This window comes from Nostoc sp. CALU 1950, assembly GCF_051172895.1.
Lineage (GTDB): Bacteria > Cyanobacteriota > Cyanobacteriia > Cyanobacteriales > Nostocaceae > Nostoc > Nostoc edaphicum_A.
In genome coordinates this window covers 1-21,214 of sequence record NZ_JBDNJQ010000148.1, presented here as the reverse complement: position 1 = coordinate 21,214, position 21,214 = coordinate 1, and the positions used below count along the sequence as shown (strand labels likewise).

The 21,214-nt window shown below is 42.8% G+C and carries 21 protein-coding genes and 1 pseudogene; 6 read left to right on the top strand and 16 right to left on the bottom strand.

Features of this window, described 5'->3' with window-relative positions; all coding sequences use genetic code 11:
• On the top strand, window positions 1–319 hold a 319-nt coding region (locus ABF638_RS29265), incomplete at its 5' end, for a WD40 repeat domain-containing protein (protein ID WP_435026381.1).
• Between the two features lie 1,331 nt (window positions 320–1,650).
• Here ABF638_RS29265 and ABF638_RS29260 read toward each other — a convergent pair.
• The 8 genes from ABF638_RS29260 to ABF638_RS29225 all read right to left on the bottom strand — a co-directional run bounded on the left by ABF638_RS29260 (window position 1,651) and on the right by ABF638_RS29225 (window position 6,759).
• Window positions 1,651–2,322 carry a response regulator transcription factor gene (locus tag ABF638_RS29260; RefSeq protein ID WP_435026380.1) on the bottom strand — a complete coding sequence of 224 codons (672 nt, stop codon included), beginning with the start codon at window positions 2,320–2,322 and terminating at the stop codon, window positions 1,651–1,653.
• Between the two features lie 224 nt (window positions 2,323–2,546).
• A complete protein-coding gene (locus ABF638_RS29255) occupies window positions 2,547–4,346 on the bottom strand; it encodes a hypothetical protein (RefSeq protein ID WP_435026379.1) in 1,800 nt (599 codons plus the stop codon).
• Window positions 4,343–4,894 (bottom strand): hypothetical protein, encoded by a 552-nt coding sequence (locus ABF638_RS29250; RefSeq protein WP_435026378.1) that lies wholly within the window; start codon window positions 4,892–4,894, stop codon window positions 4,343–4,345. The genes ABF638_RS29255 and ABF638_RS29250 overlap by 4 nt, the downstream gene beginning before the upstream one ends.
• A 21-nt stretch (window positions 4,895–4,915) precedes the next feature.
• Window positions 4,916–5,632: a hypothetical protein gene (locus ABF638_RS29245; RefSeq protein ID WP_435026377.1), complete on the bottom strand. Its 717-nt coding sequence runs from the start codon at window positions 5,630–5,632 to the stop codon at window positions 4,916–4,918.
• Between the two features lie 12 nt (window positions 5,633–5,644).
• Entirely contained in the window at window positions 5,645–6,088 is a 444-nt protein-coding gene (locus ABF638_RS29240; protein WP_435026376.1) for a hypothetical protein, read from the bottom strand.
• Window positions 6,089–6,176: 88 nt separating this feature from the next.
• Complete coding sequence (locus ABF638_RS29235; RefSeq protein ID WP_435026375.1) at window positions 6,177–6,371, bottom strand: hypothetical protein; 195 nt, start codon at window positions 6,369–6,371, stop codon at window positions 6,177–6,179.
• Window positions 6,372–6,379: 8 nt separating this feature from the next.
• On the bottom strand, window positions 6,380–6,616 hold the full coding sequence (locus ABF638_RS29230) for a hypothetical protein (RefSeq protein WP_435025112.1): 237 nt from the start codon (window positions 6,614–6,616) through the stop codon (window positions 6,380–6,382).
• Window positions 6,613–6,759 carry a hypothetical protein gene (locus ABF638_RS29225; RefSeq protein WP_435026374.1) on the bottom strand — a complete coding sequence of 49 codons (147 nt, stop codon included), beginning with the start codon at window positions 6,757–6,759 and terminating at the stop codon, window positions 6,613–6,615. Before ABF638_RS29225 ends, ABF638_RS29230 begins: the two co-directional genes overlap by 4 nt.
• Window positions 6,760–7,377: 618 nt before the next feature.
• Between ABF638_RS29225 and tnpC the strand changes: the two are divergent.
• Window positions 7,378–8,496: pseudogene (gene tnpC, locus ABF638_RS29220) on the top strand (IS66 family transposase); the annotation flags it as partial.
• Between the two features lie 163 nt (window positions 8,497–8,659).
• On the opposite strand, the gene ABF638_RS29215 reads toward tnpC, so the two are convergent.
• The 7 genes from ABF638_RS29215 to ABF638_RS29185 all read right to left on the bottom strand — a co-directional run bounded on the left by ABF638_RS29215 (window position 8,660) and on the right by ABF638_RS29185 (window position 14,022).
• The gene (locus tag ABF638_RS29215; RefSeq protein WP_435026373.1) at window positions 8,660–10,114 is read right to left on the bottom strand and encodes a hypothetical protein; all 1,455 of its coding nucleotides are present in this window, start codon (window positions 10,112–10,114) and stop codon (window positions 8,660–8,662) included.
• Window positions 10,111–10,692, bottom strand: coding sequence for a hypothetical protein (locus ABF638_RS29210; protein WP_435026371.1), 582 nt, complete (start codon window positions 10,690–10,692; stop codon window positions 10,111–10,113). The genes ABF638_RS29215 and ABF638_RS29210 overlap by 4 nt, the downstream gene beginning before the upstream one ends.
• A gap of 67 nt (window positions 10,693–10,759) precedes the next feature.
• Window positions 10,760–11,407, bottom strand: coding sequence for a hypothetical protein (locus ABF638_RS29205; protein WP_435026370.1), 648 nt, complete (start codon window positions 11,405–11,407; stop codon window positions 10,760–10,762).
• Between the two features lie 128 nt (window positions 11,408–11,535).
• Window positions 11,536–12,186 carry a hypothetical protein gene (locus tag ABF638_RS29200; protein WP_435026368.1) on the bottom strand — a complete coding sequence of 217 codons (651 nt, stop codon included), beginning with the start codon at window positions 12,184–12,186 and terminating at the stop codon, window positions 11,536–11,538.
• Window positions 12,187–12,198: 12 nt separating this feature from the next.
• The gene (locus tag ABF638_RS29195; protein ID WP_435026367.1) at window positions 12,199–12,708 is read right to left on the bottom strand and encodes a hypothetical protein; all 510 of its coding nucleotides are present in this window, start codon (window positions 12,706–12,708) and stop codon (window positions 12,199–12,201) included.
• 588 nt (window positions 12,709–13,296) lie between these two features.
• On the bottom strand, window positions 13,297–13,866 hold the full coding sequence (locus ABF638_RS29190; protein WP_435026366.1) for a hypothetical protein: 570 nt from the start codon (window positions 13,864–13,866) through the stop codon (window positions 13,297–13,299).
• Between the two features lie 3 nt (window positions 13,867–13,869).
• A complete protein-coding gene (locus tag ABF638_RS29185) occupies window positions 13,870–14,022 on the bottom strand; it encodes a hypothetical protein (RefSeq protein WP_190959191.1) in 153 nt (50 codons plus the stop codon).
• Window positions 14,023–14,363: 341 nt separating this feature from the next.
• Between ABF638_RS29185 and ABF638_RS29180 the strand changes: the two genes are divergently transcribed.
• From ABF638_RS29180 to dnaB, 3 genes are all read left to right on the top strand, one after another.
• On the top strand, window positions 14,364–14,531 hold the full coding sequence (locus ABF638_RS29180) for a hypothetical protein (protein WP_435026365.1): 168 nt from the start codon (window positions 14,364–14,366) through the stop codon (window positions 14,529–14,531).
• Between the two features lie 392 nt (window positions 14,532–14,923).
• Window positions 14,924–16,099, top strand: coding sequence for a hypothetical protein (locus tag ABF638_RS29175; RefSeq protein ID WP_435026364.1), 1,176 nt, complete (start codon window positions 14,924–14,926; stop codon window positions 16,097–16,099).
• A 247-nt stretch (window positions 16,100–16,346) separates the two neighbouring features.
• Window positions 16,347–17,735, top strand: a complete 1,389-nt coding sequence (gene dnaB, locus ABF638_RS29170) for a replicative DNA helicase (protein WP_435026363.1) — start codon at window positions 16,347–16,349, stop codon at window positions 17,733–17,735.
• A 222-nt stretch (window positions 17,736–17,957) separates the two neighbouring features.
• Here dnaB and ABF638_RS29165 read toward each other — a convergent pair whose 3' ends face one another.
• Window positions 17,958–18,344: a CU044_2847 family protein gene (locus ABF638_RS29165; protein WP_435026362.1), complete on the bottom strand. Its 387-nt coding sequence runs from the start codon at window positions 18,342–18,344 to the stop codon at window positions 17,958–17,960.
• Window positions 18,345–18,480: 136 nt separating this feature from the next.
• Between ABF638_RS29165 and ABF638_RS29160 the strand changes: the two genes are divergently transcribed.
• The coding region (locus tag ABF638_RS29160; protein ID WP_435026361.1) for an nSTAND1 domain-containing NTPase at window positions 18,481–21,214 on the top strand (2,734 nt) is incomplete at its 3' end.

The following is a 21,214-nucleotide window of genomic DNA, read 5'->3' as shown; positions in this document are numbered from 1 at the left end:
TTATGTCTACAGCGCCAGTTTTAGCCCGGATGGAGAGCGCATCGTCACCGCCTCAGATGACAACACGGCGCGGGTGTGGGACATGACTGGCAACCTGGTAGCCGAACTCCAAGGGCATAGAAGTTCTGTCAGAAGCGCCAGTTTTAGCCCGGATGGAGAGCGCATCGTCACCGCCTCAGATGACAACACGGCGCGGGTGTGGTTGGTAGGAAGCTTAGATCAATTGCTTGCACAGGGTTGTCAATGGTTGAGGGATTACTTTATCAGTCATCCCAAACAATTAGAAACACTACAGGTATGCCAAAACAATCAAATTTGAGCAGCAGCAAACGTTATCTTGATTAACAAAGGTGAGACGCAAGCAAAATTCAGTAGACTGAAGAATTTTGCGATTATCAAAAAAATAGTAGCTGGCTCTTTTTTTGGTTAGTTTTGCCCGATTAGCTGTAGCGACCTGCAATACTAATCGCTCAAACCTGCAATCAAGACATTTACAAACCAGGATTAAATGCAACTATAATTGCGCTTCAGCCAGGATTAAATGCAACTGAGCCAGGATTATTTGCAACTGAGCCTGCAATCATTGGTTTGAGCCAGGATTATCTGCAACTATAAAAGTAAAAGAAACGAACGTTTTCTTAACGGAAAAAAAGATACTCCGTATTCACCTTTTTGACCTTTTAGAGTAAGAAATTGTATACCTTGTTGACTACGATAACTTTTTATGACTATTCCTTCAGATGTGACTAACTGACCTGTTGAAGTAGAAGAAATATACTCACCACTATATATCAATGCTTGAGAAACCAGAGGTTGGTAAAATTTACCAAATAACCATATTATGCAAGTAGTAAAAACAAATATTATCAGTGGCCATTTAGGCTGTGTTACAAAGTTTTTTAAGTAAGTCATTTCTCTGGTAATCAGATTTTAATAAGAAAAATTATTTTTTATAATGCTAATTAGAGTAATAGATCATATATAATTCATATCCTTGTTTGCTTATTGTATTCAACATCTGTTGAATCTTCTGCATGGACAAAAGCGTTTGCCTAGAACATCTATTTCCTAACAGTGGGTAATACTCAAAGCAAGGATTTTGCGGATAAGATTACTAACATTTACTTGATTATCTAGCAACTTATTTTGGATATTCATACACTTCAACACTCACTACTTGATGTAACAAGTAATGTTAGGTTTGCTCTATTTTATCCGCGTAAAAACTGACTGTAACTTGGTAAATATACGGTCTTTTTACTTAGCATAGTTAATTTTTGTGTAAATACCGTAATAAATAAGTATAAATTATTTACTCTTATATGCTGAAACTTCTATACTTGAAGATAATTGACAATAAGGTGTCTATGTTTCTCTAGATGAAAAAAATAATTATGTTCCTCGTATTCTCTATAACGCTGGCTGTACTTTTCTTGAATAGTTGCAAATCGGGAAAATGTGAGTGGTCTCGATGTTCTACTCAAAAAGACTGTGGTGCATATTCAGATTGTAGAGGAGGATGTTGCTACCCTGATTAAGTGAGATTACCTCTCGGTATACCCAGATTTTGCTCTTGGTTTTTGGCGAGTGGCATCAGAATTAAACCCCACCACTCCCCGATTTTATCCTTTCGCTCTCCTCACCAATACATCATTCATTCACAATCAAGTTATAGTCAATATAACCAAGCATCGCCCCTCTTTTTATCGCCTCATAACTGTTCTTGACGTGCCATTTACTGTACAAATCACTGGCATAACGTTTGACTGTACTAACAGAGAGAAACATTTCTTTGGCAATCTGTTCAAAAGCTAAACCCTGAGCCAGTAAACGCAGGACTTGTATTTGTCGTTCGGTGGGAGAATCAAGCAAGTTTTTATCAGCAAAACTAGGGTCAATATATCTATTTTTATCAAGGTTTTTTAACAGTTTTTTAGCAAGCTTCGGGTCAAGCAGGCATTCATCAAAGTAAGCTCTTTTGATGGCTAGTTCAATCAATTCTATATCAGCGCTTTTGAGCATATAAGAATCAGCACCATGACGAAAAGCTGACTTAATAAAGTCGGAATGAGTCTGATTAGTAAAAATCACCACTTTACTATTAGTTTTCCTTTTGATTGAGCTAGTCAGTTCTAGACCACTCATATCAGGCAATAGTAAATCAACTAACACAACATCAGGGTTTGTCTGTTCAATTAACTGAAACCCCAGCTTTCCACAGGTGGCATCACCAGTTACTTCTATATCTGGAGATTGTGAAATAGCAGTCTTGAAGCCCAAGAGTGTGAATGTTTCTGGTTCAACAATTACTATTCTCAGCATAATTTTGATAATCCTCTAATAATAAATGGCTGTTTATGAGGTTATTTATTATTGGTGTCTAGCGGACACGCTTAAGACACTTGGTGTCTCGGTCGTGTCTGGGCTGGTGTCTGTTGGTGTCTATGCTAGATAAGGCTTTCAAGCTTTAGTGTCTGTGGTGTCCGGTGTCCTGTGTCCGTTAAAAAAGGGCGTTTTTGAGGCGAGACACCAGACACCAATCGCAGTCAAATTTGATTGAGCTTGATAACACCCTCAGCTATCCAGTCCGCCAATCCTGCCCCCACAATTTCATACATCCAGCCCTTGATTTGCTCAACACTAAATCTCTCACCGTTCACTTTAAAGTTGCCCTTAAACTCTCTTACATCAGCTTCAATTCGTTCAGTTCTGGTGAGATATTCATACAGCTTTTGCGCCTGGGGTGATAGTTTCTTAGGTTCATCTTGGGTGTCACCTGCCTTGCTACCAAGATTGAATTCCAATTCATAAATGCGCTCTAAAGTAGCTTTATCGATGGGGGGATTGGGGTTAGATTCTGCTGGGAGAGCGTCGCTAAAGTCAGATATTTTCGCTGTCATTTTGGGCAGATTAACATCAAGCCATTCGTTAGAACTATCGAGTTTTACCTTAGCTTTCCCCGTCGATGAGGGCTGTAGTGTAACTGGATCTACTTCTGCCAAACATTCAACTTGGAGCATCTTAGAAACAAGATTATGTAATCCCTTAATGCCGAATAAACACGTCTGGGTGTTGTTATGAGCTACGACAGTAATGGGCATCTCTTGTTTACGGCTTTTGGTTAGTGCCAGCTTGCCGAATTTCTCTAACAGTTCTGCATCTTTAATGAAGTCGCCGTATGTGGTGGCCTCCTCACAGATTAAAGACAAAGCTTTACCTGATGCCCAAAGTTTCTGCCGCCATTGCGACTCACTCAATGATGAATTATTAAAGGTTTTTAACCGTGATTCTAATTCTTGAACGTAATCGCGGATCTGCTGTTCAATATCATCCCAGGAGTGGTAACTTTCAACTCCTCGCCATTCACTACGGTTCGAGTCGGGGTCAAGGACAATCACACGGTAGCCGGCTTGTTTTTTGAGTTGGATTACATAACGGGCTAGCCAAGATTTACCGCCCCCTTGGTTGCCCCAGATAAGGGCAGTTTGTTTAATTAGGTTTTGCACCCATGCCGTTTTATTGTCCTGTGGTGCAATCGCTCCTGGCTCAGATCCAGTAACCTTGTCGTTCGGGTCAATCGTTCCTGCTAAGGTCTGGCTACCTTGCAAATAGGGCGTTTTCATCTCACGAAGCTGCTTAATGTAATCTGCCTTCTGTTGCTCGGTCATCCCAGCCGTCTGCGCCTCGAAAAGTGCATCAGTCGCATCTAGCTGGGCAACTTGAATCTCAACGTCGGAGTAAATCTCAGCTTTGGTGATATCAACAGTGCGATCATTAGCGATTAGATCCAAGTCAGCTTGTAGTTGAACTTCTGCGATCGCAACGTCCCTGTAACTCTCCAACAACTCGGAACGTGCAGTCATCTCTGCTTTTGCTGCATCCCGCTTTTGGGCGATGTCTTCAAATACGGCTTTCTGCTTCTCCTCCTCTTGGCAATGGCGAAGCATCCACCCAGCAAGAGCAAACCCCAGGAATCCCCCAAATGCCCAAAACGGTTTGCATGGGTTAGTCGCTTTTACCAACCCATTAACGCCCATAGCTGGGTCACGCACTACTTGGCGGGGCATTCCAGACAGTTTCCATTCTTGCCAGTAGAAGGGGGTCATGCGAAACGGTCGGTTATCTTTATCCCGGCACACCAATGTTTTTGAAGGGGTTTTGATGCAGAAGTAGATCCGATCGCTACTTGTTCCCTGCCATGCCATTGCCGCCGAACTAATTCCCACAGTCAAACTAAGCCCAATTGCAACAGCTTTCTTGTCCATTGGTAGGCGACCAAACCACAACATTAAGCCCGATTGTTGGGACTCAGATAACTGTTTATGTTTCTCGCTTAAATAATTCATTTACTCTTCCTTCCACCAAACAGAAAAATCATTAATAGTGCTACGAATATCGCCACTCCTGCACCATCCATCCAACTTGAAGATTCAGCAGTTTTTGGCTTATAAACCGACTCAATAGAAGTCTTAACTGTACTAGTAGAAGTTCTCGCTTCATTCCATTCACTAATCGGTTCTGAAAGGGCACACAATAACGCCAGTGACGCACTGCATCCAGTCATTAAATTAGTGACAAAATTATTAAAGCCTTCACCCGTTGCAGTGGCAGTAAAGTACAGGTGTGCAGTACCCACAGCAAGGAACATTCCAACTGGGTGAACTTGCAACAGGTGAAAGGTGAAAATTACTGCACTATTCAAACAACTGCCAGCGACAATCTCACAGGCATTACCAGCACGTCTAAATGTTCTACCTCTGTTATTTTCTGGCAGTGGTGGTAACTGTTCGGGTTGTTTCTGCTGCTGATGTTCTTGTTGTGATTTCTGTGCCAGCCCTTCAAATGAAAAAGGGCTGACGCTATGAGGATCTTCATTTCGTTTCCTTACTAGCATCAGCCTGACCTAATTAATTGATTATCTGTCGCCTAACTTCTGCCACAAGTTACCCAACATCGCACCCCACCCGCGAACTGTTCCTGTTGCGGAAACACTTGATGCTGGTGCATGATTTTGGGATTGAAACGGTATCACTTCCTGGGGCGTTTGATTCGGTTCTAAAGCTCTTGAGCCATATCTTGCACGGGCTAAAAGTTGTTGGCGTTTCTCTCTTAATCCCGTAGTAATTGCTTGCCTTTCGGCTTGCACAGTCTGTCTATTTTCGATGCTGCTAATTTTGTTTTCATGCCGCCACAGTTCTGCTTGTAAATCTTGATGTAATTGTGCTGCAACTTCGGTCAGTGCGTGTTTACGTTTTTGGTCAATTCGCAGCAAGTCGGCTCTATCTTGGGCATCTATTTTACTCATTTCTGAATCAAATTCCGAATTGAGTTTGCGAATTTTGGCGATAGCACCCGCAACATGAGAGCCATATTGTTTACGAAGTTCGACCCAGGTAACTTGTCCCTTGGTGAGCTTCTCCATTGCCTCAAAGACGACCTTGGCGTTGTCTAAAAATGGTTCTAGTCTGTCAGATAATTCTTGGGCATTATTCGCATAATCGGCAAACTGTTCGAGCTTATTTATATCTGAAAGATAGCCCAGAATATCAGACTCAAACCCTCCCCATGCTTGTGCTTTTTCATCAATATGGCTTGCATGACCAACTACCGGATTGCGTATTGCAAAATCCATTGCGTTATTCTCCTAATAAGGTATGTTGTCGTAGTCGATATCGCTCGACTCTTGGGGCAATTCATCCCAATACCCCATGTCTTCAAATCGGCTATAAATTCTCGTTGCTAATTGCCTTACGGGGTCGTCAAAATCATCAGAGATTAAATCAAATCGGTTAGAGCCAAACGCCAAGATATTTGCAATGTCAGGGTCAATACCGTTACCCAAGAATTGACCAAATGCCGCAGAGTATGGATGGTCATCGATGCTTGAATGAGTTGCTAGAAATTCCGTCCCGGTGAAGGGTGGGTAATCTTCACTCTCGAAGATTGGTGTGGAGAGTGCCTCAATATCTGCTGAGATCATTGATGCCCATTGTTCAGGACTCTCGGCTTTGAATTGCTGCTTTCTTAGGGCGGAGTCGGTCAGAGGCGATTTGCCCCAATCGTTGGGATTTTTGTAGTCAAGCGTCATTTGTTAGAATCCTTGTAACGATGTGTACTTGATGCACTTTCGGGTGAGGCGATCGCCAAGCTTGCCGGCAGGTGCGATCGCTTCATCATCAGTTCTCACAAAACTCAACAAGTTCAAAAACCTCCCTCTGCACTTGGTTTTGGCTTAATTCTTTTCTTCTGCCTTTCGAGTCATTGAATACAAAAGGCGCATTGACTCGACAATTAGAACGATGGCTGTAGCGCAATTGTTGACCACGGAATTGGTAGAGGTGGTTACGCTGTAAGGCTGCCGTTTCTAACATTTGCTTCCTCAAACCTGCGAATAGAACTCGATATTTAGGATTGCTTCGTGAATCTCCATCAAGGCTTGCACTGCATCACCAATTTTTAGGTCATTCGATGTACTGAACCGCTCGGACGCTTCGATTTGTTTGTAATTGGGAGATGCTTGCACAAACCTAAGAGTCTGTTCGCAACCGAGGATGATGGTCATGATTTCGGTAGTCGTTAGGCTTGGCTGTGTTTGCACAGTGTCTTGGTCACTCATGACTTTTTCCCTTTTCTTTGAGCTTTTATCGGTGCGGTTGGGGCTTCTGGTTGAGCAGGTTTTTGAAGTACATAGCTGATTGCCCCTGCACCTCCCACAGCTGCGGCGATGGTAAACATATTGTTACGACCGAAGTACTGCACTCCGAAATAGCCAAGGGCTAACGCTGCTGCTGTTGCTCCAATGCCTAAATGTAGCGAACTGCAAACATAAACGCTTCAAACCGCAAACAAGGCGATTTTGAAACCACATTAACTGCAAATAAGGGGGGTCTCAAAACCACATTATTTGCAAATGAAACTGCAAACATAATTTTCAAACTGCAAACAAGGGTTTTCAAACCACATTAACTGCAAATAAGCCGTAACCCTTATGGGAATTGAGTTATAGCATTTATGGCTCTATAAGTGTCCAGTTTATACGATCCAATTAGCCAAACACTTATGCCCGAACGTTGTGGTTTAATCTGAACGGTATCCGTCCAATTTAATTATTAATTAGGTTTTTGGGAGCAAGTACCACTAACCTGCTTCTTTATCTTGGTAAAGATTCTTAAGTTTAGACTGGAGTAATGGTGAATTTTCTTTAATTTGGACAGTTTCATCCCAATAGCCCCAAAAAAGCTAAAATCCATACTGGCTAAAGACTACAGCCTATTTGCAGTTAATGTGGTTTCAAAATTATGTTTGCGGTTTGTTTGCAATTATTGTGGTTTCATTTGCAGTTATTGTGGTTTTGAGACCCCTCTTATTTGCAAATAATGTGGTTTCAAAAATGGCTTGTTTGCAGTTTTAACGATTTATGTTTGCAGTTCGCTACATGTAGCGCAACTAGTGGAACGTCCCATTGAAATAGTGGAGTATCAACGCCATACGTGCGTGTGTGAATGCTGTGGAAATATACAAACAGCCTCATGGTCGCCAGATATCGTTCCAGGGCAAGATTTAGGAGTTAAATTACAGGCGTTCTTAGGATGGGTAAACAATTATGCACACATGCCTTATGAAAAACAGCAAGAAATGTTGTGGGAATTAGGGCAAGTTGAAATTGGGTTAGGAACAATAGTAGCCACCAATGAACGAATAACTCAAGCAATTGAACCGAGCATTATTGAGTTAAGTAGTTGGGTAAAACAGACACAACCGAATGTTCATGTGGATGAAACGCCTTGGTCAGTTAAAGGGATAAAAGAATGGTTGTGGGTAGTTGCCAATTCTGATTTCTGCCTGTTTACTGCTGCTGACACTCGTTCACGAGCCGAATTATCAGCCATTTTAGGGACTGAATATACAGGGGTAATCAGCAGCGATGATTTTAGCGTTTACAATGGCTATCCAGCTTTTGCCCAGCAGAAATGTTTGGCTCATCTACGCCGACACTTCAAAAAACTAATTATTCTTCCAGGTCTTCACAACCAAGCTATCGGTGAAACGTTTGTTAATTTAATTGATGAAGCTTTTAGCAATTATGCTCGATGGTTTGAAACTCTTGATTCAAGTAGTTATAACGATTGGGTCAATCAATTCAAAGCTAAGTTGCACTCCTCACTCAATCAGTGGATTGACAAAGCAGGAGCAACAGCAGGTCAGCTTTTACGTTCTTTGCGCGATAAAGCAAGCCAATGGTGGTATTTCCTTGACCATCCTGAAGTTCCTCCTGATAATAATCAGGCTGAACGATCGCTGCGTTTGGCTGTGACAAAACGTAAAGTTAGTGGTGGTTCCCGTTCAATGGAGCGGTTTCAACATACTGCTAATTTGTTGACCGTGGTACAGACTTGTCGCCGTCAAGCTAGGTCTGTGATTGATTTTTTTGCACAGGCTTTAATTGCTAATTCTAGTAACTCCCTGTCTCGCCCTTCTTTACTTCCTCAATATTAGACCTGAATCCTTACAAATCATTTTCGTAACCTAAGACGAGTGCCAGGTCGTTATAAGTTAACTGCCACTTTTTCTTAAATTCTATTGGGTGCATAAATCTAAATCCCTCACAATTTTTAATCGACAAAGTTTTCAGGTTTTGTAACTCACGATAAATATTTCTCTAACGATTACTAATAAATCTGAGCAAGCTATCAGGATAAAACCAGTCTGGAACTGTGACGCGCTTCGATTCAATTAGATTTCCGTCATCATCATAAAGACCACTGATTTCAGCATGATTTAGAGGTACGCGACCGTTCTTTGACTTGCGCTTGATTTGGATAGTTTCGCTTTGCCTTAAATCATTAAAACCCTCAGCATTACCACTTGCTGCATTAGTAAAAGCATGAGAAATACAAACTAGATATTCGGCAGCCTTGCGAACGTCAGTAAGTGAATGTCTCACAAATTTTTTGACTGATTCTTTACAATCATCTTGCAGAGAAAGCTGTGTTAATTCATCCCAAAGTGTTTGAATAGGGGTGTCGTTTTCTGTGCGGTCGCTCCAACGTTGAACAGCTTCATTCATTGCCTCACCAATAGCTAAATAATCGTTGCGTTCGCCGATTAATTCCGGCTCTAAAGGTATCAACAACTTCCAAGCTTTCGCTCTATTTTTATGTCCATGAGCGTCAACGATTGATGTAATATTCCAATCAAAAATCGCTTTCCTACACATAACAATTGATGCAGCAAAACTGCTTTTACCACTGCCTTGACCTCCCAACACCCAAACTGGTTTTGTTGATTCAATGACATCCCATAGCCAGCCACCTTCATGATTTTTCAATAGTTGAACTAATTCTTGGGCGGTCGTGCCTTGTGGAGCCTTAACTTTTTCACTACTGGGATTGATGTTTTCTGCGTCCGCTTTGCGCTTGTCTCTTCTGTTTTCAGCAATGGATTTATCAGCTACAGAGTCAGCAACCGCGAACTGTTTAACCGTGTTGCTAAACTGCAAATCTTCAAGCTCTGACTGACGCTGATACTGTTGCTGCAATTCCTCAAGAGAGATATAGCGTTCTTGGACTAACAGATTATCAGCGCGTCTGTCGATGTCCTTTTTATGCTTGTCTTTAATGCGCTCTGATTCATGTGACTGCAAATCACGCTCAGTCCTAGTAATTAAACCTTGGCGCTTGATTGACGTTTTGAAACTCTCCAAACGTTGAAAACTTGACTCGTTGTCAATCTCATCTTTGGCAGCCCAGCAGTAATAACCCATCCAGACGAAAGCAGGCGCGACTAATAACCACAGACTAGGATTCTCCGATGGAGCCAAATCGTTAGTAATGAAAGCACCGTCAGGGAGAGACACAACATCATTAAACTGTCGTGACTTCCATACTTCTGTGAGCAATCTGTACTTGAAACGACAGTATTTGTTATCAAGCGCCGATTGTGATTGTGTGGGTTTGTTATAGTACTTCATTGTCCGTTTATTAGCTGTTACCGGACAAAATCGCACTTCAGTAAACTGATAAGGGTGCGGTGTCTGCCCATAGTAATAAGCACTTGCTAGCCCCAGAAGTAAAGCTGTGACAGCGCCAACTTTCAGTAGGGATTGAGCCTTCATGACTTGGATTTATGGATGCCGTAAACCACACTGCCTGCCACCAATGCACCCACCACAAACACAATAGTTTTGTCTGATTCTGGCAGACGGTTAAAATCTTCTACAGTCGCTTTGATGTTGTCGTAAGTCTTATGTGAGTTCTGCATTGTGGTGTAAAAATCACCGATAGCAGTCCACAAAATGAAGCATCCGAATATTGTTTGAAAGAGAAATTTTATCGCCTTGTCCATGTCCGTAAAAACCCATCCTTCAGGAGACTTATTTACGGTAAACTCCAATAAATCACGATTAACTATTTGATTAATTCCCAACACAATAGCGACCGCAGGCATTAGCCCTGCCGAGCCTGTAGCTATTACTAAATACTTAGCCAAGCAATAAGAAGTAACACCCCAGCCGCAAGACTCAATTCCTTTGAGAACAGCGCGACTGCGATTAAGCTTTTCAATTTCCTTCGCTTTGAATCTTTTAATAGCTTCTTGTTCATCCTGGGTAAATGCAGTATCAGGATAATCTTGATAGTTGAGTGATTGTTCGGTGTCCCCGTCTTGCAGTGAGGTGTTAAGTTCATCTAACATTGTTCTTATGACAAATTTGAACTTCCCCTACTAATCGCTAACTTAGTAGGGGATTTTTAAATGTTGACTACTCGAAAATCGTAGAAACAGCAGTGCGGAACGCTTGGACTAATTTGTTAGTCGTGAATGACTTACGAGGCACTAAATCAAGGTCTGAGTTTTCGCCATAAGTCAATAGATGTTTTGCCTTTTCCGTTTCATAAGTCCTATCAGCGTCTAGCTGTGCCTTAACAGGTCGGGCTAACTGCGATTTAGCAGCCGCCAGATGGTCAACCTTACTCATGTGATAGTCGATGTAAGCCTTGAGCTTAACTAGGTCGATGCTTTCTCTGTAGCGCTGATTCTCTAATGTGCGGTCGCTGGACAGCTTCAATCCGATTTCTGAGCGTTCGTGACCGTACTTTAAATTTGCGATCGTTAAATCAGCACTGGCTTTGTCGAGAGCAATACCAGACGCGCCAGCTTGCTTGTAAATCTCTGCAAGTCCTTTGTTATATTCCTCAGTGCCTTTGATGAACGCTGACAGGTTATCTGTGATGTAGGGCATGATGGTTAAGATGCGTTCGCCCTCGTTGCCCATTTCCCCTACTTTGGTCAGTGCGGCATCGTCACCATTGATGCAACCCATGATTAAGCTGTCTGCAACGCCTAATTTCTCAGCCCTTGCCTTCAGCTTTTTACCATGCTTACCGACCATATTCTTGATATGTTTCACGTTTTTGACTCCTGTATGTGCAACATTCCGTCATAAACCATTGAGAGAGGGGAGCCGCGAGTGCAATTAGTAACGGTATCCCCACAAGCCCAATTAACAAATGCTTGTAAGTAAGCTTGCCGGATGCCTTAATCGATAATTCCGGCGAAAGATAACGCGAGGTCTGCAAACTGGCTTTTGTAGTCCAGGGCGGTGGCCTCCATCGCTTGCTTGATTTGGGTCAGTTCACTGCCAGCAACATCATCCATCTCTGCGAGTGTCTGCCTGATTTCGTCGGCTTTGCGTCGGATTTTGGATACTTCTTGATTCTTGAATTCCCTTGCAAAGTGGACGAGCGCGTTAAAAATCGCCTCGTTCAACTCCTTTCTAGATGCAAAGGTGGAAGCAATGGACACTGTAATCTGTTTCACATCCGCCGCTTTGAGTTCAATTCCCGCACCTTGTGCAATGTCTGCAACGAGCGCTTGCTTTTCAAGGTCTGTCAGCACAATCTGATTCTCTGGTTCGGCAACTGCAAGCTGATTAGATTCAACTTCAGGCTGTGCATCTTCTACGCCTACAAGAAAGGTTTCTTCAACGGGTTCATCAGTTACAGATAATTGGCTTGTCGATTTGACTTTGAGATAGTCAACGGCTTGGCTCAATTGCTCTTTGGTGGGATTGTCAAGGTCATCGCACTCGACAGCGATCGCGGCAGAAGTATAATCGTCCTTGGTAAATCCTTGATAACCCTGTTTGTACAAACGAGCGCGGACATTGTTAGTAAACTTGTCAGACATGATGCTTACTCCTTAAAGGGCTAGTGTTAAAACTTCGATGGTTGCGGATTTCATCGTTTGCTTACGCTTGTTGATTGCCCATTTAGCAGCAACAAACGCGACAAGGGCCAAATCTTTGCTGTGATAGGTGCTATGAGCGCTGTAAGACAGACCGACTTGACTAAACCAGTAGTAACGGGTGCTTGATGGTACGTCGTCAAGATTGATTTTTAGATAGTTTGCCAAAGCAGATAGTGCTTCAATACCGCTATAGCCGCCTTCGGACGAATAAAAATGCTTGAATGCTTGCCAACGCTCCTCAAATCCCTCACTGGTTGGACTTAACGCACCATAGCGCCGTTTAAGTCCCGCAAATGTTTCAACTATGGTTTCTGCCGACTCTGATTCAACCCTCAAGCTAAAACGCTGCTTGAGAAAAGACACCACCCGATACCAAGTCTCGTCTGAGATTGTCTTGCCTAACACTCGCTCATAAATCTGTCTAAGCTGACGATACTTAGCTAAATACTTCTTTGTTGCCACGTTACCTCTGTAATCTTGTTTAAGTGTGTATAAAATCTACCGACTGCCCGGACATTCTCAGGTATTTGACTAGCCCCCAAGATTGATTCAGAGTTATGGATAAGCCCCTCTTCTTAGAGGCTGTCAATAACCTTAGAAAATAACTTTTTAGAAGCCTTTTAGTCGTTGCACTCAATGGCTATAACCACGTAATAACAAAGCGCTTACCGATTCAAGACTTACTGAATTATCGATTTTACCCCCGTAAAAGCGCCCCTTTTGGACTAGTTGACGCGCTTGTAACTTTGCTTTTGAACGTTTTGCGCGGTGGTAGATATTACCAAGGTTTAGAACAAACTCAGCTGTATTGAGTTGTGATTTATCTCTGCTGTGTGCTGTTTATATAAGCTCGGCACTTCGTAGCAGCGCCTTAGCACTTTGTCACGATTGAGCTTTAAGTCAGCAGTCTTAGACTGACGCGGTAAAGGACGGAAATAATATTGTGTGTGTCGGATACTGTCATTGCTATAGAGATAGCGATAGAGAGCGCCATCGATACTGTAGGTTTTGGATTTGCTTAAGAGGGTGACGCATCCTACAAGCTCTTTATCAATCATCATTTTTACCTCCCGCAACACACGCGCCCGTTAAGCTTGCACCCAGGAAGACGGCGATAGATGCGATGGCGCTTCCTTCAAAAATCTTGGCGTTGTAGATCCATGTGGGTTGATATTGGTCGCCTTTGCTTTCTTGAATGCGGTCAACGCCGTGACAAAAGATAGTACCAACAACCATAAAACTAGTAGTTACCAAGCTCAGAATTGCTACTTCTGATGCTGCATCGAGTATGAATGAGTTAATCTTTTTACGCCAATTCTTCACACGGCGAATGTGCATTACTGGCTTTTGTTCTAGATATGAGTCCCACTCTGAATCAGTAAAATTCGTGGGCTTGTAATCATAGGATTCGTGTTCATCAAGTAATTCGCCTACTGCTTGAATTGCATCTCCTAGCATCACATCTGGAGAGTATTCCAGTTGTTTGAATTGTTCTGAATCTCGGATTTCTCTGAGCCAGCGATCTACTGCTTCTAACCTTCGTAATTGATTTTGATTAAGCATTGTTCTCTCAAAAGGTAGTTCGTTGATTGCTTCTAAGTTGCGTAAATTGATATACATCGTTTAAGCCTCCTTTATTGCTTTGACAAAGCGTTCGCCGTAATTCTTGAGCAAAAGCACAAATAGCTGACTGTGTGTTGAAACGCCTGTTTCCTTGCAAATGTGGTCGGCAAGGGGTATCAAGTCTTGAGGTAATACAATTCGTTTCTGATTCATGGCTTTTCTACTAGCTAATTACTGCCAGCTACGGCAGTAGAAAATCAAGAAAATATGACCCTACTCTCGCCGTCTCCATCACGGTGCAAAAGTCTATCACGAACGCAGATATAAGCCGCGACCGCAGATTCAGCTTGAATTTATAAGATGTTTATTGTGTGTGAACGTGAACGTTTCAGAGTTTTAAACAACCTCGTCTTGAGGAGTCCGCAGTGTTTTACGTCTAGCCCTTACTGTTTTTCGTCCCTCTGTGTGCTAATATAGCACAAGAAAGCACAAGCATGTCAAGGAGTGGCGTGATAAATTGTGTGATGATGGCACAAAAGAGCTAAAACTCACACATGGAGAAAAAGAGAGTAAATGTTTATTTCAGTGAAGATGACGAGATAGAGCTTTACGCAACAATCGAAGCGCTTGCAAAAGAGGAAAAGCGCTCAGTCAATCAGCAGATAAAAGTCATGCTGGCTGAGGCAGCAAATACACGCCGTGATCGCTCACAACAAAAATAAGGAGATAATTTGACCAAAGGAAATCAACCAAACGACGAGATAAAGGGTATTGAGGGGAAATTTGACTCTCATGCCTGCCCTATCTACGGGGTTGATTATGCGAACCTGTGGATGTGGAGACTAGGACAGGAAAACAACGAAGCGCAGAGGCGCAAACGGATCTCACAGAGCAAGGACAGTCAAATAATGTTTTTGCCTCTGATTCAACGACAGAACCCGCTCGGACGGGAATCTAAGCGGGTTCTGTAATTTGACTAAACATAGCGGTAACTCCTACAGATGTGGAAGTCTTGAGTTGACCGCGATCGCACTACTATAATAACCAGTTCTGCGGTCGCGTTGCAACGGTTGGAGTTATCCGAAATTACTACAAATAATTCGGATGCTACAAAATGAAATCTCAAAGCGTAGAACAACCGACCGCAGCAAATGCGGCTACGGCTTATCGACTTACTCACGGCTATGAGCCTGCATACACTAAGCTCTATTGGAGCGTTGCGAACACAGTAGGCACTAATCAGGCTTTGTTAATTCAAATCATTGAAAGCTGGTGCTTAAGTAATGCCAGACTCAACAAGCGTGGCTACTTTCATCATGGGGAATGGTGGACTAGCGCTACTTATAAAGAGTGGGAAGAAAAGTATCCAGCGCTCGGTAAGGCGCGAGGTATTCAAAATCTCTTGTTAGGGCTAGAAAAACAAGAATATGTTATTTCCTGTCAACCTTGCATTATCAAGGGTAATGCAACTAAGTTTTATCGCGTTGACCCCGTAAAAGTCGGAGAACTCTTATTAAAAGATTTATCCGTGATGCAAATTTTGCACGATCCAAATAATACAAGCCAACCGATAGTACAAAAAATGAATGGGGTGGTGCAAAAAATGAATGGGGTGGTGCAAAAAATGAATGATGGTCAGCTTGAAATCGGCTCACAGCATACCTTACAGCCCTCTAATAATATTAAAGAAATAATATTACCTCAATCCATCACTGGAGAGACTGAGGAAAAAGAGGAAGAAGAAAGGAAAGAAACTGACCAGGACAAAGCACTTCCAGATAATCACTACGCTGTTAACTTTGAGAAAGTCTCTGCAACTAACGAGAAATCCACTCATGAGGATCATTTTTCCGGCGCGGCGCGTGAGAATGATTCTCAAAGTTTATTTTTCAGCGATGACCCAGTTAAGGAAGTAGATTTCCTGCTTTACTATCAAACCTATCAGCGATCGCAGGGTAAAGACATTAACAACGTTGCCCCATACGTAGCCACAGTACTTTCTAAGAAAGATGAAGGTAGTGCAGAGATATTTTGCTTATTTAAGCAATGGAAAGTGGGTTGCAGGACATTAGAGCGCAAAATTAACAACTTCGCTGATGACCCCGTAGAAGTAGAGAAACAGCGTAAGCGCTACGATTTTCCTAGCTGGGAGCCGCGGATGCACGATCACTACTACAGTAGGCTCTTCTCTGAGGGACTATCAAAGTTTTGCGAACATAAAATATCTGCCAAATGGTACGAATGGGCCAGTGCCAAGTTTCCTGAAAGATTTGTAGATATTCCCGATTGAAGAAGCCCCGAAGAGGCTGGGTGTAGGGGGTAGGGTGTGGGGTATAGGGTAAGAATTTAGACCCGTCCCAAGTGCTGCGACCTAATTCTGAAGAAGAACGATACAAGTCCCTCAATTTCTTGATGGTGTTCTCTACACCCTACACCCTACACCCTTCTTTTGGATGGAACGACAATCACACCACGGCTCCTATCTGCCTAGCGTATGCCTGTAAAAATTTTGACTTAATAAGAATCAAAGATTAATTATGTACACCAGTGACGACAACGTAATTCCTTTTGCTACGACAGCCAATAAGCTTCCACCACAGAGCATTGAATCTGAAGAGGCGATACTTGGGGGCATCTTGCTTGACCCAGGAGCCATAGAACGTGTCCGCGACATTTTGAAGCCGCACCACTTCTATATCAGCGCTCATGGTCGTATATACAATGCAGCGCAGAGACTGAATGCCCAAGAATTGCCCACAGACTTGTTGATGATCACGAATTATTTAGCTGATAATGGTTTGTTAGAAATTATCGGCGGGCGAAATAAATTAGCATCGCTGGTTGACTCTACAGTATCAGCAGTTAATATTGATGCGCTGGCAGGTCTGGTTGTGGAAAAATGGAAGCGCCGGGAACTGGGTAGACTGGGAAACCTTGCAATCGAGTTGCAACACAAATCCAATGAAGAAACGCCCTTAGAGAAAGCCTTTGAACAATTACAGGACTTGATCTATGAGTTGCAGCGCTCGTCTGATACTGCCGGGGCTAGCCATATTTCAGATGTAGTTATTAATCTATTTCAGGATATTGAAGACCGCAGCCAGGGTAAAGTGTTACCTGGGATTCCCACCGGCTTTTACGATCTTGATGCAATGACTGCTGGATTTAATCGTAATGATTTAGTCATCGTTGCGGGTCGTCCGGCGATGGGGAAATCAGCGTTTGCGGCTCAGATAGCTTTTTATCTAGCACAAGCTTATCAGTTTCCAGTTGTCGTGTTTAGCTTGGAGATGTCAAAGCTACAGATTGCCATGCGTGCGCTTTCAGGTGAAGCAGGTATAGAAAGCGGCTACTTGAAAACTGGGCGCATCTCTAACAAACAATGGGAGCCATTATCACAGGGCATCAGTACACTATCAGAGCTACCTGTTTACCTCGATGACCGCCCAGACCCATCACTGAGCTATATAGAATCTGAATGCCGTAAAATCATGGCACAAGAGCGCCGTGATTTGGGTTTGATTGTCGTCGATTATCTACAACTCATGGATGGTAATGGCGGGGGCAACAGAAACAATGAGATAGAAAAGCTGACACGCGGACTGAAGCGTTTAGCAATGAAGTTACAAACACCTGTAATGTGTTTATCGCAACTATCACGAGCAGTAGAAAGCCGTAATAACAAACGCCCTATGCTCTCGGATTTACGTGACAGTGGCGGGATTGAGCAGGACGCGGACAAAGTAATCATGTTGTATCGTGATGAATATTACGACTTAAGTACGCAAGAAAAAGGAATTGCAGAGATTATCCTTGCTAAAAACCGCGATGGGGCTACAGGCACAATCCAACTACTGTTTGATGCACACTTAACAAAATTTAAGAACATGGTGCGACCGCAGTCAGTACAAACTGACTGGGATTAAAAAGCATGGTCAGAGAAACGTTGCTTAACCAGCATGGTTAAGCAACACTCACACTCGTGTTGCCCTAACTTACTTTGGACATGAAAGCTGGACTCTCAAAGCATAAGTGAGAGCCAAGACTGAATATCGCTGTTGCGCGATAATCGCTCAAGTAATTGAATATAGCCGACATTTTGAACCCTCAAGGATGTCTGCCGAGATACTGATAGCTTCCTGAATCACCTATGTATTCTCTTTAGGGAAGGAACATTCGACAGTAATTTTCATATTACTTTTAGCAGTACCTTTTGTCACATAGGGAACACCAGCCTCTCCGCCCATTTCAATGCCGAACTCTAGGGTAACTTTATTGACTTCAGCGATCGGAATCTGTTTAAAAGCATTCAAGGTATAAACTGTATAAGTCCGAATTGTATTTTGAATCGACAAGAAATTTTGCATCATTTTTTGTCGTATTTGTTCAGGACTCATCCCTTTACCAACTAGCGCTTCTTCTTCCTCTTCCTCATCCAACACCACCGTGTTGACTACAGGAATGTTTACATCCTCTGTAGCTTCGATGTAGATTACCGTATTGTCATCTAGTTTGATAGGTATGACTTTTGTCATCAAATTAACTCCTGATACAGAAATTTTAGTAATTACCACAACTTTATAGAAGTTTTTACGGAATATTTATGAGTTTTTTTGTAATTACTGAGTGATAATGCTGAAAAGAAAGATTCTCTAAAAATTTCTCCTACTTATGATTCGAGACGCTTTGGTAGTAGGAATTAATACTTATAGTTATGAACGTCTGCCTAGTCTGACAGCACCAGCAACTGATGCAGAAGCTATAGCCAAACTACTAGAGCGGTACGGTCAATTTAACGTTAAGCGGCTACCAAGTGTCAAAGATAAGGAAAATAATACTGTTCGTGTTGGTCAAAAAACCTCAGTTACGTTAACGCAGTTAGAAGAAGCTATAGTTCAACTGTTTAAGCCCGAAGGTAAGAATGCTCCAGATACCGCACTGCTGTACTTTTCTGGACATGGACTGCGAAAAAACAGAGGTATTCAGGAAGGTTTTTTGGGGACAAGTGATGTTAACCCAGATTTGGGTAACTGGGGTATTCGCTTGAAATGGCTGCGGGAACTTTTGCAAGACAGTGAGGTAAAACAACAAATTATTTGGCTGGACTGTTGTTACAGTGGCGAGTTACTAAATTTTGCAGAGGCAGATCCTGGGGACAGGGGTAAAGGACGGGATAGGTGTTTTATTGCGGCATCCAGAGAATTTGAAGTTGCCTATGAAGCGATCGGCAGCAATCATAGCGTGTTGACAGAAGCTTTATTGCAAGGACTTGACCCCCAACACTTAGCAGGAACATGGGTAACTAACTATACTTTAATTGATTTTCTCCATCATCATTGGGCAAACTACCCGCAACGTCCTCTGTTCGCTAACTCTGGCAGTGCAATTGACTTAACGCGCGTTTGGTTACAGCAAAAGCAGGAGTCTGGTTATGCTGTCACTGGCTCCGTTTGTCCTTATCGTGGTTTGCAATACTTTGACTGTAAAGAATCAGACGCTGAATATTTTTTCGGCAGAGAAGCGTTAACAGACCAATTATTAGAGAAAGTGCGTTCTAGCAACTTCTTGGCGATTTTAGGAGCATCAGGTAGTGGAAAATCAAGTGTTGTTAGAGCAGGCTTACTGTATCAAATTCAACTAGGACAACGGTTGTCAGGTAGTGAAAATTGGTTAATTAAGATTTTTCGCCCTGGTGAGCATCCCCTCCAGAGTTTAGCACTGGCTTTTTTAGATTCTGGGTTATCAGTAATTGATAAAGCATCTCAATTAGCTACGGCTGAGGAACTGCTAGCCAAGGGTGGAGTCGGCTTAGGGCAATTGATTAATGTTGCTGATACTGAACGGGTAGTGCTACTAGCAGATCAATTTGAGGAAGCTTTTACCTTATGTCAGGATATCAACGAACGACAGAGATTTTTTGAATGTTTGCTGAGTGCTTTATCTCACACTAATAATAAGCTCTGTTTAGTGTTGACAATGAGGGCAGACTTTTTTGGGAAGTGCGCGGAACAAGAATATAGTGGGCTGGCACAACAAATTCAGCGACATCTGGTGACAGTGACACCGATGAGACGGGACGAACTAGAACAAGCAATTACTGCACCAGCTTTGAAGGTGGGTTTACAGGTACAAAAAGAACTGGTACAGCAAATAATTGCCGATGTAGAAGGTTCACCAGGAAGTTTACCATTATTGCAGTACACGCTGACGGAACTTTGGCAGCAGCAGGAATTTACCTTAGCCGCATACACCCGCTTGGGAGGTGTCAAGGGAACCTTAGAAAAACGTGCTACTGAGGTTTATGAGTCTTTATCATCAGAGGAACAGCCTATTGCCAAGCGGATTTTTCTGGAACTAACGCAGCTAGGAGAGGGAACAGAGGATACCCGCAGACGAGTTTTACTTCAGAATTTGGTGTCATCATCCCAGGAAGAAGCAGTAGTAGAAAGAGTAATTAGCAAACTGGCGGCTGAAAATGTTCGGCTCGTTGTGACTAGTACTTTGGTAGAGAAAGGGGTAGAATCGGGTCGTTTGGCAGTGGTGGATGTTGCTCATGAAGCGTTGATTCGTAATTGGTCACTGTTACGACAGTGGCTTAATGAAAACCGAGAAGCTTTGAGACAACAAAGGAAAATTGAGTCATCTGCTCAAGAGTGGCTGGATAACGGCAAGATTAATGATTATTTACTGCAAGGGGTAAAATTAGCGCCAGCAGAAGATTTCTTGCTTAACCACGGTGAAAGGATCTCTTTAAGTGGTTTAGCACGGGAGTTAATTGTAGTTAGTCAAGCAGAACGGGAGCGACTTGAACAGCAAGCAGAGAAACGGCGACAACGAGAGCTAGAAGCTGCACAAAAGCTTGCCGAAGAGTCAGAAGCAAGAAGCAAAGCAGAGGCGGAGGCACGCCAATTAGCTGAACAACGTGCTGAACAACAAGTCAAAGCACGTCTTGCAGCACAAACCACCACTAAAGTTGCTGTTGGTTCTACGCTCATAGTAAGTGCAGTAGCAATTTTTGCTTTTACTCAGTGGCGAGAAGCTCAAGTTCAAGCTGATGTTGCCCAACTACAAAGCTTGAATACAATTGCCACACAATCTTTAAATTCAGATCCGCAACTCGATCGACTATTTAAATATGTAAAAGCCGGGAAGCAACTGCGAAAAGTTGAATCATCAGGTAAAGTAGATGCGGATACTAAGATGCAGGTTGTAGTCAACCTGCGCCAAGTATTTTACGAAACCAGAGAGCAAAACCGTCTTGTGGGGCATGAGAGTTATGTTTCTGATGTCGCCTTCAGCCCGGATGGCAAGACCATTGCAAGTGCAAGTTGGGACAAAACAGTGAAACTGTGGCGGATGGATGGCAGTCTCATTACTACCCTCAAGGGGCATGAGGCTGAGGTTT